The sequence below is a fragment of the Natronorubrum halalkaliphilum genome, assembly GCF_009834785.1.
Lineage (GTDB): Archaea > Halobacteriota > Halobacteria > Halobacteriales > Natrialbaceae > Natronorubrum > Natronorubrum halalkaliphilum.
Genome location: NZ_WUYX01000060.1, coordinates 24,151 through 37,926, shown reverse-complemented (window position 1 = coordinate 37,926; position 13,776 = coordinate 24,151). Strand labels below are relative to the sequence as shown.

16 protein-coding genes are annotated in these 13,776 nt (G+C 62.6%); 9 read left to right on the top strand and 7 right to left on the bottom strand.

The window, feature by feature from the left end; translation table 11 throughout:
• Positions 1 to 100: 100 nt before the first annotated feature.
• Together GS429_RS17065 and GS429_RS17060 are read right to left on the bottom strand one after the other, a co-directional pair.
• Positions 101 to 1,132 (bottom strand): phosphate uptake regulator PhoU, encoded by a 1,032-nt coding sequence (locus GS429_RS17065; protein ID WP_160066556.1) that lies wholly within the window; start codon positions 1,130 to 1,132, stop codon positions 101 to 103.
• Positions 1,133 to 1,235: 103 nt separating this feature from the next.
• Positions 1,236 to 2,372 carry an ATP-NAD kinase family protein gene (locus GS429_RS17060; RefSeq protein ID WP_160066555.1) on the bottom strand — a complete coding sequence of 379 codons (1,137 nt, stop codon included), beginning with the start codon at positions 2,370 to 2,372 and terminating at the stop codon, positions 1,236 to 1,238.
• 115 nt (positions 2,373 to 2,487) lie between these two features.
• Here GS429_RS17060 and GS429_RS22430 point away from each other — a divergent pair, with 115 nt between their 5' ends.
• The gene (locus GS429_RS22430) at positions 2,488 to 2,613 is read left to right on the top strand and encodes a hypothetical protein (RefSeq protein WP_268892310.1); all 126 of its coding nucleotides are present in this window, start codon (positions 2,488 to 2,490) and stop codon (positions 2,611 to 2,613) included.
• Positions 2,614 to 2,690: 77 nt separating this feature from the next.
• Here GS429_RS22430 and GS429_RS17055 read toward each other — a convergent pair whose 3' ends face one another.
• Positions 2,691 to 3,377, bottom strand: a complete 687-nt coding sequence (locus GS429_RS17055; RefSeq protein WP_160066554.1) for a competence/damage-inducible protein A — start codon at positions 3,375 to 3,377, stop codon at positions 2,691 to 2,693.
• A 177-nt stretch (positions 3,378 to 3,554) separates the two neighbouring features.
• Between GS429_RS17055 and GS429_RS17050 the strand changes: the two genes are divergently transcribed.
• The 5 genes from GS429_RS17050 to GS429_RS17030 all read left to right on the top strand — a co-directional run bounded on the left by GS429_RS17050 (position 3,555) and on the right by GS429_RS17030 (position 6,863).
• On the top strand, positions 3,555 to 3,911 hold the full coding sequence (locus GS429_RS17050) for a winged helix-turn-helix domain-containing protein (protein ID WP_160066553.1): 357 nt from the start codon (positions 3,555 to 3,557) through the stop codon (positions 3,909 to 3,911).
• Between the two features lie 328 nt (positions 3,912 to 4,239).
• Positions 4,240 to 4,719 (top strand): 6-pyruvoyl trahydropterin synthase family protein, encoded by a 480-nt coding sequence (locus tag GS429_RS17045; RefSeq protein WP_160066552.1) that lies wholly within the window; start codon positions 4,240 to 4,242, stop codon positions 4,717 to 4,719.
• Position 4,720: 1 nt separating this feature from the next.
• Positions 4,721 to 5,497, top strand: a complete 777-nt coding sequence (locus tag GS429_RS17040) for a 7-carboxy-7-deazaguanine synthase QueE (RefSeq protein WP_160066551.1) — start codon at positions 4,721 to 4,723, stop codon at positions 5,495 to 5,497.
• A gap of 29 nt (positions 5,498 to 5,526) precedes the next feature.
• The gene (queC, locus tag GS429_RS17035; protein ID WP_160066550.1) at positions 5,527 to 6,264 is read left to right on the top strand and encodes a 7-cyano-7-deazaguanine synthase QueC; all 738 of its coding nucleotides are present in this window, start codon (positions 5,527 to 5,529) and stop codon (positions 6,262 to 6,264) included.
• A 143-nt stretch (positions 6,265 to 6,407) separates the two neighbouring features.
• The gene (locus GS429_RS17030) at positions 6,408 to 6,863 is read left to right on the top strand and encodes a hypothetical protein (RefSeq protein WP_160066549.1); all 456 of its coding nucleotides are present in this window, start codon (positions 6,408 to 6,410) and stop codon (positions 6,861 to 6,863) included.
• A 72-nt stretch (positions 6,864 to 6,935) separates the two neighbouring features.
• Here the strand turns inward: GS429_RS17030 and GS429_RS17025 are convergent, their stop codons facing one another.
• A complete protein-coding gene (locus GS429_RS17025; RefSeq protein ID WP_160066548.1) occupies positions 6,936 to 8,162 on the bottom strand; it encodes an iron-containing alcohol dehydrogenase family protein in 1,227 nt (408 codons plus the stop codon).
• 100 nt (positions 8,163 to 8,262) lie between these two features.
• Here GS429_RS17025 and GS429_RS17020 point away from each other — a divergent pair, with 100 nt between their 5' ends.
• A complete protein-coding gene (locus GS429_RS17020; protein ID WP_160066547.1) occupies positions 8,263 to 8,685 on the top strand; it encodes a DUF5518 domain-containing protein in 423 nt (140 codons plus the stop codon).
• Positions 8,686 to 8,901: 216 nt separating this feature from the next.
• On the opposite strand, the gene GS429_RS17015 is transcribed toward GS429_RS17020, so the two are convergent.
• The 3 genes from GS429_RS17015 to GS429_RS17005 form a co-directional block, all read right to left on the bottom strand.
• The gene (locus GS429_RS17015) at positions 8,902 to 10,059 is read right to left on the bottom strand and encodes a pyridoxal phosphate-dependent aminotransferase (RefSeq protein WP_160066546.1); all 1,158 of its coding nucleotides are present in this window, start codon (positions 10,057 to 10,059) and stop codon (positions 8,902 to 8,904) included.
• A 2-nt stretch (positions 10,060 to 10,061) separates the two neighbouring features.
• Positions 10,062 to 10,547, bottom strand: coding sequence for an Lrp/AsnC family transcriptional regulator (locus GS429_RS17010; RefSeq protein WP_160066545.1), 486 nt, complete (start codon positions 10,545 to 10,547; stop codon positions 10,062 to 10,064).
• A 396-nt stretch (positions 10,548 to 10,943) separates the two neighbouring features.
• The gene (locus GS429_RS17005; RefSeq protein WP_160066544.1) at positions 10,944 to 11,558 is read right to left on the bottom strand and encodes a hypothetical protein; all 615 of its coding nucleotides are present in this window, start codon (positions 11,556 to 11,558) and stop codon (positions 10,944 to 10,946) included.
• A gap of 220 nt (positions 11,559 to 11,778) precedes the next feature.
• Here GS429_RS17005 and GS429_RS17000 point away from each other — a divergent pair, with 220 nt between their 5' ends.
• Together GS429_RS17000 and GS429_RS16995 are read left to right on the top strand one after the other, a co-directional pair.
• Positions 11,779 to 12,345: a thioredoxin family protein gene (locus GS429_RS17000; protein ID WP_160066543.1), complete on the top strand. Its 567-nt coding sequence runs from the start codon at positions 11,779 to 11,781 to the stop codon at positions 12,343 to 12,345.
• Between the two features lie 206 nt (positions 12,346 to 12,551).
• Positions 12,552 to 13,709: a mechanosensitive ion channel family protein gene (locus tag GS429_RS16995; protein WP_160066542.1), complete on the top strand. Its 1,158-nt coding sequence runs from the start codon at positions 12,552 to 12,554 to the stop codon at positions 13,707 to 13,709.
• Positions 13,710 to 13,776 lie beyond the last annotated feature (67 nt).

Sequence of the window (13,776 nt, the reverse complement as noted above, 5' to 3'; positions counted from 1 at the left end):
CGCTTTCGAGACGTCGTTCGGGCCGAGACCGTCGAGAAACTGAAAATAAAAAACGAACGTCGCGCGTTCGCAGATCGGTACCCCTCGACCGCAGTCCGTTTCAGTTGATTGTCGTGTGTTCGGACTCCTCGTTCAGCGCGAGGTTCGCCGCGATTTCGGCGTTTCGCATCGCGTACTGGGCGGTCTGTTGCAGGCTGACGAGCACTTCGCGGACGCGGAGCAGATCCTCGTTGGCCATCTCCGGCAGTTCAGCCAGGATTTCCTTTTCACGATCGGAGATTTCGTGGAACAGCGATCGAACCTGATTGGATTTGTCGTAATCGCGTTCGACGGCCGCTTCGACGGCGATGGAGGTGATCTCGTCGACCGACTCGTTCAGTTCGCGGATGTCACGCATCACCGAACTGTCGACGTCGAGCGTGTGCCCCTCGGTCTCGATGACGATATCGGCGATATCCTCGGCGTTATCCGCCGTCAGCTCGAGGTTCTTGGCGATCGAGCGGTAGCCGATCAGCGGGAAGCCGCTGTTGAGGTCGACAGCGCGAGCGAGGTTCGGGTTCTGGTAGGCCGTAAAGATGAGGCGCAACAGGAGGACGAAGATCTTGTTCGCCTGGCGCTCTCGGTTCAGGGCTCGCTGAGCTAGATCCGGGTTGCCGTGGGCCAGTGCCTTGATCCCCTCGCCGCGCATCGTCTGTCCCGTCCGCTCGAGGCGCTCGAGTAAGTTATCGAGCGTGAAGTCTTCGGGATCGACCGAACAGCGAATCGAGATGCTTTCGGGGGTCTCTTCGATGACGCCGAGTCCCATCAGCTGGGTTTCGGCCTGGTAGACCGCGTTGATGTGATCCGATTCGAGAGCGCCGTCTTCGGTATCGATGCGGATGACGCGTCGCCCGAGGACGTACTGAGCGACGATCGCGCGTTCGACGGCGTTGGCGTCGAGATCGTCTGCATGAATGATGGCTTCCGTCTCTTCCGAATTCGCGGATTCGGGCATGACGGTCAGCGTTCCTTTGCCGCTGGTGCGCAGGGAGACTTCGTCCCCCTTTTCGACGTTGTGTTCGCTCGCCCATTCGGCCGGGAGGGTCATGGCGAGCGTCGACGGACCCAATCGTTGCACTTTCCGCGTTTCCATATCGCTCTCTTCGGTAGGACCGACCTTAATCTTGACTATATGGCCATTATGTCTGACCGAGATAGTTATATGGTTGATTACGAGACAACATCTGTCCTTGCCCTTATACAACCTTCACCAGACGGGTAGTGAACCGTCCCGTCCGAACCTGCGTCCAGCCACAGAGTTCCTCGTCGATCGTCTCGTCGTCGGTATCGACGCGCAACGAGTCGATACCGTCTAATTTCGCCCCCGAAGCGACGATCTCTATCTCGTCGGCACGACGGATCACCGCCGGCGAAATCTGGTGGTTTCCGCGACCGAAAACGAATCCCTGGCCCCCGATCGGTGAGACGACGATCGTTACCGGCTCCTCGAGTACGTCGAGAATCTCGCTTTCTGAGGCGTCGCGGGCAAGCAGGTCCCCGTCCCGCCAGACGTCGACGCCGAGCGGCGAGGGATCGACCCCCAGTTCCGTTTCGATCGCCCCGACGGTGCCGCCGGGACCGAAGACAAAGGTTCGATCGCGATCGATTTCGCGCGCGAATCCCGCAGCCAGCGAATCGACGGTGCCGCTCGAGACCTGCTTACTCGACTGGACGTCGGACGCGACGGGTACCGTAGCGATGGCCTTGAGTTCCGTGCGAACCTCCCCGTCGCGATAGGCCGCTTCGTCGATGTCGTTGACTTCGCGGGACGTGACGCGATCGAACTCGGCGACGATCCGGCCGGCGTCGGCGGGCGTCACGGCGAACACGGACGAGTATATTTTGACGCCGGCTGGCACGCCGAGCATCGGCGTTGGCTCCGCATCGTCCTCGCGTTTCGCCTCGAGGGTTTCCGCAACGTCGACCGCGGTGCCGTCGCCGCCGACGAATAGGACGAGATCGACATCGTGCTCGAGAAAGGCCCGGACGGCCGCTCGCGTATCGGCTGCGGTCGTTTCGGCGGTTGCGGGCTCCGGTTCGGACTCGGGATTTGATTCGGATTTAGAGTCGGATTCCGTTGCCGGCTCGTAGACGACGACGGGCTCGTAGCCGGCATCGCGGACCGCGCGTTCGCCGAGGACGTTTGCGGCCGTGTAGACGGTCAGGTCGGGTTCGCGTCGGAACAGTGCTCGGAGCGCTTCCAGCGCGCGGTCGGGCGCTCGCGGTTCGGCTCCGCGCTGGCGCGCCTCCTCGAGTTTCCCATCGGTTCCCTTCAGCCCCACCCGGCCGCCCATGCCGGCGATCGGGTTGACGACGACGCCGAGAGACTCCATGACGGAAGTACGGAGAGCCGGTCCAAAAGCCGTGTGGTGTTTCTGGGCGACGAAGACGCCGATCGTCGAGCAGACTTTCTGAAAGATTAAGAGGGACGGCGACAGACCGCCGAACATGAACGAACTGACGTACGCCGTTCTCGAAGCGGAACCGGAACTCCCGATGGAACTCGCCGGCTGGGGCGTGCTGGCCCTGAGCCTTCTCGTAGCGATCGTCTGGCTGGTCTATCTCTATCGGTAGTCTGTCGTCGCCAGGGTCGTCGGCGCGGGCCGTCGGAACCGCTGCAGTCGCCGCATCGTCGCGCTCGCGGGTCACCGCTACTCGGGCGTCTCGACGCGCTCGCGGAGCCACGCGGCGGCGTCCGTAACGGCTTCCTCGTCCGGGCTCTCGAGCTCCAGCCGAACTGACTCGCCCGGGTAACTCCCGACGGCGACGGCGAATCGCTCGCGAACCACCGCGATGCGGTCGAGCAGTGCGCTTTCCGGCTCATCGGCAACGACCGCCTCGCGGTAGGTTTCGGCTCCCGAAAACTCGTCCTCGATCGACTCGAACATCGCCCGCATCTCAGATGGGACGCCGGGCAGTACGTAGACGCCTTCGAGGGCCGCGCCGGGGGCGACCCCAGTCTCGTTGTGCAGCGCCCGTGCACCCGCGGGCAGGTCGGCCGTCCCCTCGGTCAGGTCGGCCCGCGAGTAGCCGTCGTCCTCGAGCCAGGCGAGCGCCCCGCTGTGCTCCTCGAGCGAGCGTCCCAGTGCGGCCGCGACACCCTCCATCGTCACGTCGTCGTGCGTCGGGCCGAGGCCGCCGGTGACGATGACGGCGTCGTACTCGGCGCGATACTCGTTGACGACGCGGGCGATGTCGGTGATCCGATCCGGAACCGTCGTGACGCGTTCGACGGAGACGCCACGCTCCGCGAGTCGCTCACAGAGCCAGGTGGCGTTGGTGTTCGTCGTTCGACCGGCGAGCAGTTCGTCTCCGACCGTGACGACGGCGACGTTCATACGTGGAGTTCGGGCCCCGGCGTCAAACGAGTATCGAGAACTCGGCCTCGACCTCCGGTAGACATGTATCCTCATTGCACTTTAGATGCCTAAAAGCGTCACTCGAGTAATATGCATATAAATGAGCGGGCCAGATAACCACAAGATTCAATTCTGATAATTCAGAACAAGGTGACAATGTCTCAGAGTTGGACGGAGAACACCGAGTCGGACTCGACGATGGTCCTCTCAGCACTCGGGAGCAAGTACAGCGCAGAGATCCTCTGCGCCGCGGGAACGCCGAAATCAGCGCAAGCGCTCAGCGAGGACATCGAGATCCCGATCGCGACGTGCTATCGACGGATCGAGGAACTCGTCGATGCCGGATTGTTGACCTGCGAGGGGCGTCAGCTCTCCGAAGAGGGACGACGAACGAACATTTATCGTCGGACGCTCGACGAGATCGAAATCGACTTTTCGGACGGCGAACCGGAGTTCTCACGCAAACGTCGAACCGAGGCGAAAAACCGGCTGGAAGACCAGTTGAAAGACTGAGCCGGCTGCGGCGGTGACCGTGTTGTTGCAGCGACAGGATTCTCACTGTCGTCGACGGACCGGAACGCGAACTCGAGTTGCAACGTCTTCAAACAGTGCTTTCATACGGATTGCTGTAACTATGTACCGCCGATCACCAGGAACGGGGTCGGTGATCAGCGGTCATTGACTACAGTAAACCGTATCAGACTGGGAGCAGGCTCAACGCTTCCACTTCCGGGCGGGAACGTACAGTACTCCTTGCCAGATGTTCCCACACGTAGCGTCGACTCCCTTCTTGCTACCGCCAGTCGGTCATCCTTAAGTATTCTCAGAAGAATCCCTGAGTATGACTAACCGAATCGATGGTGCCGAACGCGGGGTCTCTGAGGACGGCGCTGACGCGGTTATCGGGACCGAGCGCGTCCTCCACGTCGGCCGTGATCGACCGATCAGAATCAGTGCGGGTCACCGATTACTTCACCACGACGGGAAGTGTTCGCGTCCCCACGGCCACAACTACGAGGTCGCCGTTACCGTCACCGGCGACCTGACCGAAGCGGGGTGGGTCGCCGACAAAGGCGATATTACCGAGGTAATAGACGAGTGGGATCACATGTTCCTGCTCGAGGCCGGCGACCCCCTCGTCGAGGCGTTCGAAGCGGCGGGTGACGACGACGCGGTCATCGTTCTCGAGCAGCCGCCGACGGCGGAGGTGATGAGCGTCATTCTGGAGCGAAAACTCGCGGACGCACTTCCCGAAACCGTCACCGACGTCGCGGTTCAGGTCAACGAAACCAGCGAACTCTGTGGCGGGGGCCGGTTCTGAAATGCCCGTCTCCGACTCTGTCGATCGAGAGGAGACCGACGACGACGCTGCGGGCAAGGGGCTCCCGATTAACGAACTATTCTACTCGCTGCAAGGCGAGGGAACGCTCGCCGGCGTTCCATCGGTGTTCGTCCGTACGAGCGGCTGTAACCTTCGCTGTTGGTTCTGTGACTCCTATCACACCTCCTGGGAGCCGACCCACGCTTGGCAGGATCTCGAGGAGATCATCGCGACGATCGAATCCCACGAGAACGCGGAACACGTCGTCCTCACCGGCGGCGAACCGCTGATTCACGAGGAAAGCGTCGAGTTGCTCGAGGCGCTCGACGAGCGGGGGTATCACACCACCGTCGAGACCAACGGGACGATCCATCGCGACGCGCCGATCGATCTCGCCTCGATCAGTCCGAAACTCGAGAGCAGTACGCCGACGCCCGAGCGCGATCCGAAGGGTGACGGCGAGTGGGCACAACGCCACGAGAACGACCGGATCGATCTCGAGGCGCTCTCCCGCCTCGTCGAGAGCTACGAGTTCCAGCTGAAGTTCGTCGTCACCGACGACGAGGACGTGCCGGAGATTCTGGAGTTGTTGGCGGAACTTCGCGAGATGACTGACGCGCGGATCCGTGACGACGACGTCCTGCTTATGCCCGAGGGAGCCACGCAAGCGCGCCTCGAGGAGACCCGCAACCGCGTCGCGCGGTTGGCGATGGACCACGGCTTCCGATACACACCACGGCTGCACGTCGACCTCTGGAACGACGCACCCGAGACGTAGCGACTGCGACTGCCCATTCAGATCACACGATGACCGACGATACGATGTCCGAATCCGCGACCGACGAATCGACTTCCAAACGCGCCGTTGTCCTCCTATCGGGCGGAATGGACAGCGCCACCGCCGCCGCGGTGGCCCGCGAACGCGGCTACGAAATCTACGCCCTGCACACCTCCTACGGCCAGCGCACCGAGAATCGCGAACTCGAGTGCGCCCGCCGACTCGCTGACGAGTTCGACGCAGCGAACTTCCTGCAGGTCGAGACCGGCCATCTCTCGGCCATCGGCGACTCGAGTCTCACCGACGACGAAATGGACGTCGACGACGCGGACTTGGCGAGCGACGAAATCCCGTCGTCGTACGTCCCGTTCCGGAACGCGAACCTGCTCTCGATGGCGGTCTCCTACGCGGAGGCCAACGACTGCGAGGCGGTTTTCATCGGCGCACACAGCGAGGATTTCTCGGGGTATCCCGACTGTCGGCCCGAGTTCTTCAAGGCCTTCGAAAGGGTGGTCGACGTCGGAACGAAGCCGGAGACGGAACTCGCGATCGAAGCGCCGTTCGTCGAGTGGTCGAAGACCGATATCGCCGAGCGAGGTGTGGAACTCGAGGTACCCTACGAACACACCTGGAGCTGTTACCGCGAGAACGAACCCGCCTGCGGGACCTGCGATGCGTGTGCGTTCCGCCTGCAGGCGTTCCAGAATATTGGCGTTCGCGATCCGATCGAGTACGCCGAGCGGCCGTCGTACGCCGACGGAACATAGCCGCTCGAGCGCCACGACGGCGATATTCGGGTGCCGTCCGATCCGGGGAAAATCGATTCTCTCGATGACTCTTCCGACACTGGCGGCTCGCGAGAGCCGACGAAACAAAAGTTTCAATTCATTCAACATGAAACAGACCGTTCATGGCCGTTCCGTTCCTCGAGTGGTTCCGCGACGACGACGGATGGGCGGTGCCCGACGGTCGTCGCGGCGAACTCGTCGGAATCGTCCTCTGTCTTCCGGTGTTCCTCTTCCTGCTCTCGACTGAAACGGGGATTCCGAACCCGGCTGAGCACCCGGTCGCCGTCGTTCTCGGCACGCTCTGTGGGTTCTGCTACGCCGTCTACTGGCGTCGACAACTCCTTTCGGCCGTCTCCGAACGAATCCGAAATTTCGCCATCAGCTTCTTCTTCGGCGGCCTCGGGCTGTCACTGCTCCGAATCATCCACATCGCAGAAACGACAGCCGTCTTCGTCCTCGCGGCGTGTGGAACGGTCGTCGCGATATACGCCGTCTGGCTCCTCTCACCGATGCACGACGGTGTCCGTCCGCCGCGGCGCGGCGTCGAACCGCCGGCGGCGGCCGACCTCGAGCAGTGACCCGACACGTCGTCGCCGCTCGGTTCTCCGGACTCGAGGGGCCGAACCAGTGAACCGACGATGTCTCGAACCCTACCACGCTTCCTCGAGAATCCCTTCGATCTCCGCGACCGACGGATCCAGCCCCGGCGGTGCGTTCGCCATGAACGGATCGGCGAGGATCGATTCCGCAACCGCCGTAAACTCGTCGGGTTCGGGGCCGTCGACGTCGCGCAGTCGGGAGGGAAGACCGAGCGCGTCCCGTATCTCGCCCACTGCTTCGACGACCGCAGCACCGTGATCCGCCGCGTCGTCGACTCCAAGCGCGTTCGCGAGCATCCCCGCTCGCGTGTCCACCGTGTCCTGTTCGAACAGGTACTCGAGAACGTAGGTGACGACGACGGCGTGGGCGGCCCCCTGCTGGACGTCGTACGTGCGCGTCAGCCCGTGTCCGAACGCGTGGATGATCGAGAGCATCGTCTCGTCGGGCCGCGAGATACCGTACTGGACCAGTACGATCCCTTCCAAAATCGTCTCGTAGGTATCGATCTCGCGGTCTCCCTCCCCGAACGCGCGGAGGCCGTCCTCGAGTTTCTCCACTCCGTGTCCGGCCGTCGCGTCGGTCACCGGCGTCGCGTTGCCGGCGTAGAGCGCTTCGAGGCCCTTATCGAAGCCGTTCATGGCCGACCCCGTGAGAATCGGTTCGGGCGTGGTTGCAACGAGTTCGGGATCGTAGACGGCCGCCGCGGGCATGAGTCCCGGATCGGAGAGCCCGCCGCTGACCCCGTTGTCGACCAGTCCGGAGTCAGGAGCGGCCGTGACGCCGGCGCCCATCGAGAGGTCCGCACCGGCCAGCGTCGTCGGAATCGCGACGATCGGCACGAGCCCCTCCTCCGGGACGGTGATCGTGTTGCGCTCGGCGAACTCGCTCGCTACGTCTTCGGCCGAACGGTCGCTCGCCGCGAGCGCACTGATGACCTTCGCGACGTCGAGGCTGCTGCCGCCGCCGAGGCTCACGAGCGCGTCCGCGGTTTCGGCCTCGAGACGCTCGAGCCCGTCGAACGCCGTCCCCAGGCGTTTTTCGGGCGTGGTTTCGTCGAATACACCCGCGAGTCGGTCGCCGAGGCCGTCTGTGACCGGGTCGATGACCGCGGGTGTACTCCCGACCGTCGAGCCACAGACGACCAGCGCGTTCTCGAGGCCTTCGCTCTCGAGTTCGGCCTCGAGATCGGCGACACAGCCGGAGCCGAATCTGATCGTCGCCGGGTCGTAGTCGAATCGAAACGCGGGGTCGCGGTCGCTCGAGGGGTCGTCAAACATGGAACGTCGTACGGTCCGGTCGAAGTTATACTGTCGGCCGTGCTTTCTGTCGTGAGGAACATATAATAGATGTAAGAACTATCGTGCGAGTAGAGAACACATGAAAGAACGTCCGAGTCCCGACTTCGAGTACGAATTGCGACCCGTTCTGTGGGCGGCAGCGGCGACGGTCGTTCTCAGCGCCGTGGCTATATTCGTCCTCGACAGACCGGCGTGGATCCTGCCGATCGCGTTCGTCGCCGGCGGCGTCGCAGTTGCGAGAAGCGGATTCTACGATACCCACGCCAACAACGGATTCCTCGGCGTGGTCGTTGCTATCGTTCCGCTGTATCTGCTCATCGTTCTGTACCGAGTGTTACTGACCGGCGGTCCCGTAACCGATCCGAACACGATATTCGTCGCGGTGACGTTGGCGTTGCTGGATCTCATTGCCTACATCCCCCTCATGATGGTCATGGGGTACGTCGGGGGTATCGCCGGTGATCGCCTCCGGAGACGGGCCGGCGGACCGATTGGATACTGACCGAAAAGCGGGTCCCCTCGAGTAGGTTAGTTCGAATTCAGTAGTCGAGCGCACCGGTTCCTGAACAACTGGGGGCTCGAACGCACGCAAAAACGCGCGAACACACGCGGTATGGCACCCGGAAAGCGATCGTCCATACGGATTGGTGTAACTAGTTACCGCCGATCACCAGGGACGGGGTCGGTGATCGGCGGTAATTGACTACAGTAAACCGTCTCAGGCGTGTTCCTCGACGAACGCCTCGATTCGGGCCAGCGCTTTTCGAAGGTCCTCAAGCCCTGTCGCGTACGACACTCGAAGGTGACCCTCTCCGCCCTCGCCGAAGACGTCTCCCGGAACGACGGCGACGCCCTGCTCGCGGAGCACTTCCTCGGCGAACTCCTCGGCGGTGAACCCCTCGGGAACCTCCGGGAAGCAGTAAAACGCCCCATTGGCCTCGAATACGTCCATGCCGATCTCGCGGAATCGCGAGAGGACGAATTGGCGTCGCCGATCGTACTGAGCCACCATCTCCCGGACGTCGTTCTCGCAGGACTCCAGCGCCTCGAGAGCCGCGTACTGGGCCGTCGTCGGTGCCGACAGCATCGTGTACTGATGGATCTTGTTCATCGCGCCGATGGCTTCTGGGGGGCCGAGCGCGTAGCCCAGTCGGAGGCCGGTCATCGCGTGGGCCTTCGAGAAGCCGTTGAAGACGATGGTTCGTTCGCGCATGCCTTCGAGCGTTGCGATGGAGGTGTGTTCGCCCTCGTAGGTGAGTTCCGCGTAAATCTCGTCCGAGAGGACCGTCAGGTCGTGCTCGCGGGCGAACTCGGCGATCGGCTCGAGATCGGCTTCGGTCATGATCGCCCCCGTCGGGTTGTTGGGGTAACAGAGGACGAGCATGTCCGCCTCGTCGGCACCCGCTTGCTCGAGTCCGTCCGCCGTGAGCCGAAAGTCGTCTTCACGCGTCGTCGGGACCGACAAGACCTCGCCGCCCGCGAAGATCACGCCCGGTTCGTAGGAGATGTACGACGGCTGGGCGATGGCGGCCGTGTCGCCGGGGTCCACGAACGCCCGGAACGCTAGGTCGACCGCCTCGCTCGCGCCCGCGGTGACGATGATCTCCTCGTCGGGGGCGTACCCGAGATCGAATCGGTCGCCGACGTACGCCGCGATCGCTTCGCGGAGTTCGCGCTTGCCCCGGTTTGCCGTGTAGGACGTTTTGCCCTGCTCGAGGGAGGCAATCGCGGCGTCGCGGGCCGCCCACGGCGTCGCGAAGTCGGGTTCGCCGACACCCAGCGAGATGACGTCGTCGCGCTCTTCGGCGATTTCGAAAAATCGGCGGATTCCCGACGGCGGCACCGTCTGGACGCGCTCGGAGAGTTCGAACGTCATGATCAGGGTGAGAACGAGAGTCTGTCGTCGTCTTCGCCGTCGCCGAGTTCGATCCCGTTTTCCTTGTAGGAGGTCATCACGTAGTGGGTGACCGTCTGGGTGATCTCGGGGACGGGCGCGACCTTTTCGCTGATGAACTGGGAGACCTCGCGGATGGAGTCGCCCTCGACTTCCATATCGAAGTCGTAGTCGCCGCTGACCAGCCGCAAGGCCGTGACCTGCGGAAACCGTGCGAGGCGCGCCGCGATATCGTCGTAGCCCGTCTCGCGGTCGAGTCGGACGTTCAACTCGACCTCGGCGCGGACGCGCTCGTCTTCGAGTTTGTCCCAGTCGACGACCGCCTGATAGCCCCGAACCACGCCTGCTGTCTCGAGTTCCTCGATTGCTGCGTCGACCTCGTGGCTCTCGAGATCGGTCATTCGCGCGATATCGTCGGTCGAATAGCGCGCGTTCTCACGAAGCAACTCGAGTACCTCGCGTTCGCTCATATCTCTCCGAAACGCGAGCGCGAGTAAAGGTCTACCGTTGTTCGCCCGTCAGTCGTCGCGAGCGGACCCGTCGACTAGTGGAGCGACGACTCACACCGCGGGCAGATTCGCGACTGCATCGGAATTTGGCGCTGGCAATCCGGGCAGGTGATGTCCTCCTCCTGTTGAAACGGGTATGCTCGGCTCATAATTTGCCCTCGTGAAACTCTCCACCGAGTACTACCATAAACTACATCGATAGAGATGGTGACTGTCACGAACTGGAACCCGTCCGGAACGGAGAACGGATCCCGACGAGTGTGAGACGCGGGCCGCTCCCGACTGTAAGACAGCGCCGAGACCAGTTGCTGACCCGTTCCGAGAGCCGATCGCGGGTTCGGTCGTGAGCCGACGGCGCTACCGGTAGTTCTTGAACAGCAGCGCTCGAACGTCGTCTTTCGTCTGGACCTGTTCGGTCGAGCCGTCGGGCAGTTCGACGCTGTACCGATAGTCCGCCGACGACGATTCGCCCCACTTGTCGTCGTGGGTTTCGAGCAGGCTCATCATCTCGTCGAGCATGTCGTCGTCGTCGGCCTCGCCGCCATCCTCCGAGTCTGTGTCCGAGTCCGAATCGGGATCGCCGTCCGCACCCGTCGTCTCGTCATCGGCTGTGGCGTCGTCAACCGAATCGTCGATATCCGGCTCCGACTCGGCTTCGTCCGCCGCAGACTCGTCGACCGAATCGTCTTCGATATAGGAAACCTCCTCGAGTTCGTTCGGGTCCGACTCGCCGTTGATCGCGGCTCCGACGGACGCGGCGACGTCGTCGGTCGCCGAGAAATCGAGATCAGCATCGGGGTCGATATCGATATCGATGTCGGGATCCGTATCGCCGTCGAGGGTGTCGATCAGGAACTGGACGGCGTCGCGTTCGCGGACGAAGCCGTACTTTCCGACGACCTGTCCGGAGATTTCCTCGCGGAGCTGCTGGATGACCGCGTACTGTTCGTCGGTGACCTCGAGCGTCTTCATACCACATCGATATCGCGGGGGGTACAAATATGTAGGGCGCGCCGGTTTTCCGATCGGGTTCACCCACGCTCGCGAAAACCCCCCAAAGACCGGGAGCGACTACCGGGAGCGAACGGCTACAACACTCGCGGCTCGCCGCAGCGAGAACCTACTGATCGAGAGCGACGCTGCCTCGCAATCGAACGCGGCAGTTAAGGGACCCGGTCGAAAACCGTCGGTTATGGTACTCGAGGAATCCGACACTGAACTCACGGCCGGCGACGCCGCCCCCGAATTCGAACTCGAGGGCGCAGACGGGGAATCGTACACGCTCGACTCGTTCGCCGACAACGAGGCGCTCTTGCTCGTCTTTACGTGTAATCACTGTCCGTACGCCAAGGCGAAGTTCGACCTGCTGAACGAACTGGCCGCCGAGTACGACGACGTCGCGGTCGTCGGGATCAATCCGAACGACGCCGAGGAGTATCCGGAGGACTCACTCGAGGCGATGCGCGAGTACGTCGACGACGGAACGATTCAGTACGACGCCTACCTGCGCGATGAGAACCAGCACGTCGCCCGAACGTACGGCGCGGTCTGTACGCCGGATCCGTTCCTGTTCGAGTCGGCCAACGGCAAGGAGTTTCAGCTGGTCTATCAGGGCCGTCTCGACGACGCGCTCAACCCCGACGACGAGCCGTCGCGGTACCACATCCGCGAAGCCATCGACGCGGTCCTCGCCGGCGAGTCGGTCGATCTCGAGTGGCAGCCGTCCCAGGGTTGTTCGATCAAGTGGACCGACGAGTGATGAGCGACGAGCAAAGAGAACGGGTACGGAACACCGAGTAACGGGAGCGAACTGAGACGAACCGCTATAGTCGATTCCTACCGATCGTCGACCCCGGTACTGGCGACGACGGTAAATCGTTGCAGCAACCCGCATGAAACCAACCGACCGGGTTGCGTCTGCCGGGCTTTGGCTCAAATAGACTGCGTTGGTATCACCGACGCCGAATGCTCTGGCCCGTCGTCACGTCGCTCTCGCAGGAATCGCCGCTTCGACCGGATCCGGTTCCCTGGATCCAGGAGACGTATCTCGCGACGACCGAACTGCAACTGCTTGCAACTCTGCTGCTGGCCGTCTTCGTCGTCGCGACTCTCAGCTGGACCTCCCGGTTCCAGGAACTCCTCCGTCGACGGTACGGAACGCAACTCGCCGAAGCTAGCTCCGTCGTCCTTCTCGGGGCCGTCGTCATCGCCGGCGTCTACGCCTTCAGCGTGATCTGGCACGTCACGTACGTCCTCGAGTACACCCTCTCGACGATGGCGATCGATCGGTGGCTCGCCGCCCAACAACTCGTTACGGGAGCGATCGTCCTGACCGCCTACCTCGCGATCAGATTCATCAACCGGTCGATCGACAAGCTCGCCCAGACCCGAGCGGTCACGAAACACCAGAGTGAAGTTGCCTACCACGTCGCAGACGTCGCCATCGTCGCCTTTGCAGCGACGGTCATTCTGACCCTCTGGGGAATCGATCTCACGAACATCTTCATCGGTGCGGGCGCGATTACCGCGATCGTGGCGCTGACGGCCCGCGAGACGCTGACGGCGATGCTCGCCGGCTTCATCCTGCTGTTCTCGCGCCCGTTCTACGTCGGCGACTGGATCGCGGTCGAAGACACCTCCGGCATCGTCACCGACGTGACGATCTTCACCACCAAGATACAGACCTTCGACGACAGACACGTGCTGATCCCCAACGACGAGGTGACAAACAGTCCGCTGACCAACTACTCGCAGAACGACCAGCTCCGTGTCGAAATCGACGTCGGTATCGATTACGAGGACGATCCGGCGCACGCTCGGTCGGTCATCGTCGACGCCGTCAGCGACCTCGAGTCTATTAAAACCGCGCCGGCTCCACAGGTGGTCACGAAGGGATTCGGCGAATCGGCGATCTTGCTCGAGTGTCGGGTCTGGATCGCCGATCCGACGATGCGCCGCCAACTCACCGCACGAACGGACGTGGTTGAAGCGATTACGAGCGCGTTCGATCGGGAAGGAATTACGATCCCCTACCCACAGCGTGTACATACGTCTCGTAACGACGCGTTCCAGATCGACGGACGAATGCAGGAGGGGGAGAATATGCCAGCGGTGGACGACTGACCGAACGATGCCGAGTGGCTGAGACCGTAGCCACCCGAAGCCGCTCGTCGGATGCGATGGGTGCGTG

What these genes read in the sequence shown, in the direction of transcription:
- GS429_RS16995 (WP_160066542.1), top strand. Translation starts at nt 12,552, where the DNA reads ATGCTCTGGCCCGTCGTCACGTCGCTCTCGCAGGAATCGCCGCTTCGA.
- GS429_RS17010 (WP_160066545.1), bottom strand. Translation starts at nt 10,547, where the DNA reads ATGAGCGAACGCGAGGTACTCGAGTTGCTTCGTGAGAACGCGCGCTAT.
- GS429_RS17015 (WP_160066546.1), bottom strand. Translation starts at nt 10,059, where the DNA reads ATGACGTTCGAACTCTCCGAGCGCGTCCAGACGGTGCCGCCGTCGGGA.
- queC (WP_160066550.1), top strand. Translation starts at nt 5,527, where the DNA reads ATGACCGACGATACGATGTCCGAATCCGCGACCGACGAATCGACTTCC.
- GS429_RS17055 (WP_160066554.1), bottom strand. Translation starts at nt 3,377, where the DNA reads ATGAACGTCGCCGTCGTCACGGTCGGAGACGAACTGCTCGCCGGTCGA.
- GS429_RS17040 (WP_160066551.1), top strand. Translation starts at nt 4,721, where the DNA reads ATGCCCGTCTCCGACTCTGTCGATCGAGAGGAGACCGACGACGACGCT.
- GS429_RS17050 (WP_160066553.1), top strand. Translation starts at nt 3,555, where the DNA reads ATGTCTCAGAGTTGGACGGAGAACACCGAGTCGGACTCGACGATGGTC.
- GS429_RS17025 (WP_160066548.1), bottom strand. Translation starts at nt 8,162, where the DNA reads ATGTTTGACGACCCCTCGAGCGACCGCGACCCCGCGTTTCGATTCGAC.
- GS429_RS17045 (WP_160066552.1), top strand. Translation starts at nt 4,240, where the DNA reads ATGACTAACCGAATCGATGGTGCCGAACGCGGGGTCTCTGAGGACGGC.
- GS429_RS17005 (WP_160066544.1), bottom strand. Translation starts at nt 11,558, where the DNA reads ATGAAGACGCTCGAGGTCACCGACGAACAGTACGCGGTCATCCAGCAG.
- GS429_RS17065 (WP_160066556.1), bottom strand. Translation starts at nt 1,132, where the DNA reads ATGGAAACGCGGAAAGTGCAACGATTGGGTCCGTCGACGCTCGCCATG.
- GS429_RS17020 (WP_160066547.1), top strand. Translation starts at nt 8,263, where the DNA reads ATGAAAGAACGTCCGAGTCCCGACTTCGAGTACGAATTGCGACCCGTT.
- GS429_RS22430 (WP_268892310.1), top strand. Translation starts at nt 2,488, where the DNA reads ATGAACGAACTGACGTACGCCGTTCTCGAAGCGGAACCGGAACTCCCG.
- GS429_RS17030 (WP_160066549.1), top strand. Translation starts at nt 6,408, where the DNA reads ATGGCCGTTCCGTTCCTCGAGTGGTTCCGCGACGACGACGGATGGGCG.
- GS429_RS17060 (WP_160066555.1), bottom strand. Translation starts at nt 2,372, where the DNA reads ATGGAGTCTCTCGGCGTCGTCGTCAACCCGATCGCCGGCATGGGCGGC.
- GS429_RS17000 (WP_160066543.1), top strand. Translation starts at nt 11,779, where the DNA reads ATGGTACTCGAGGAATCCGACACTGAACTCACGGCCGGCGACGCCGCC.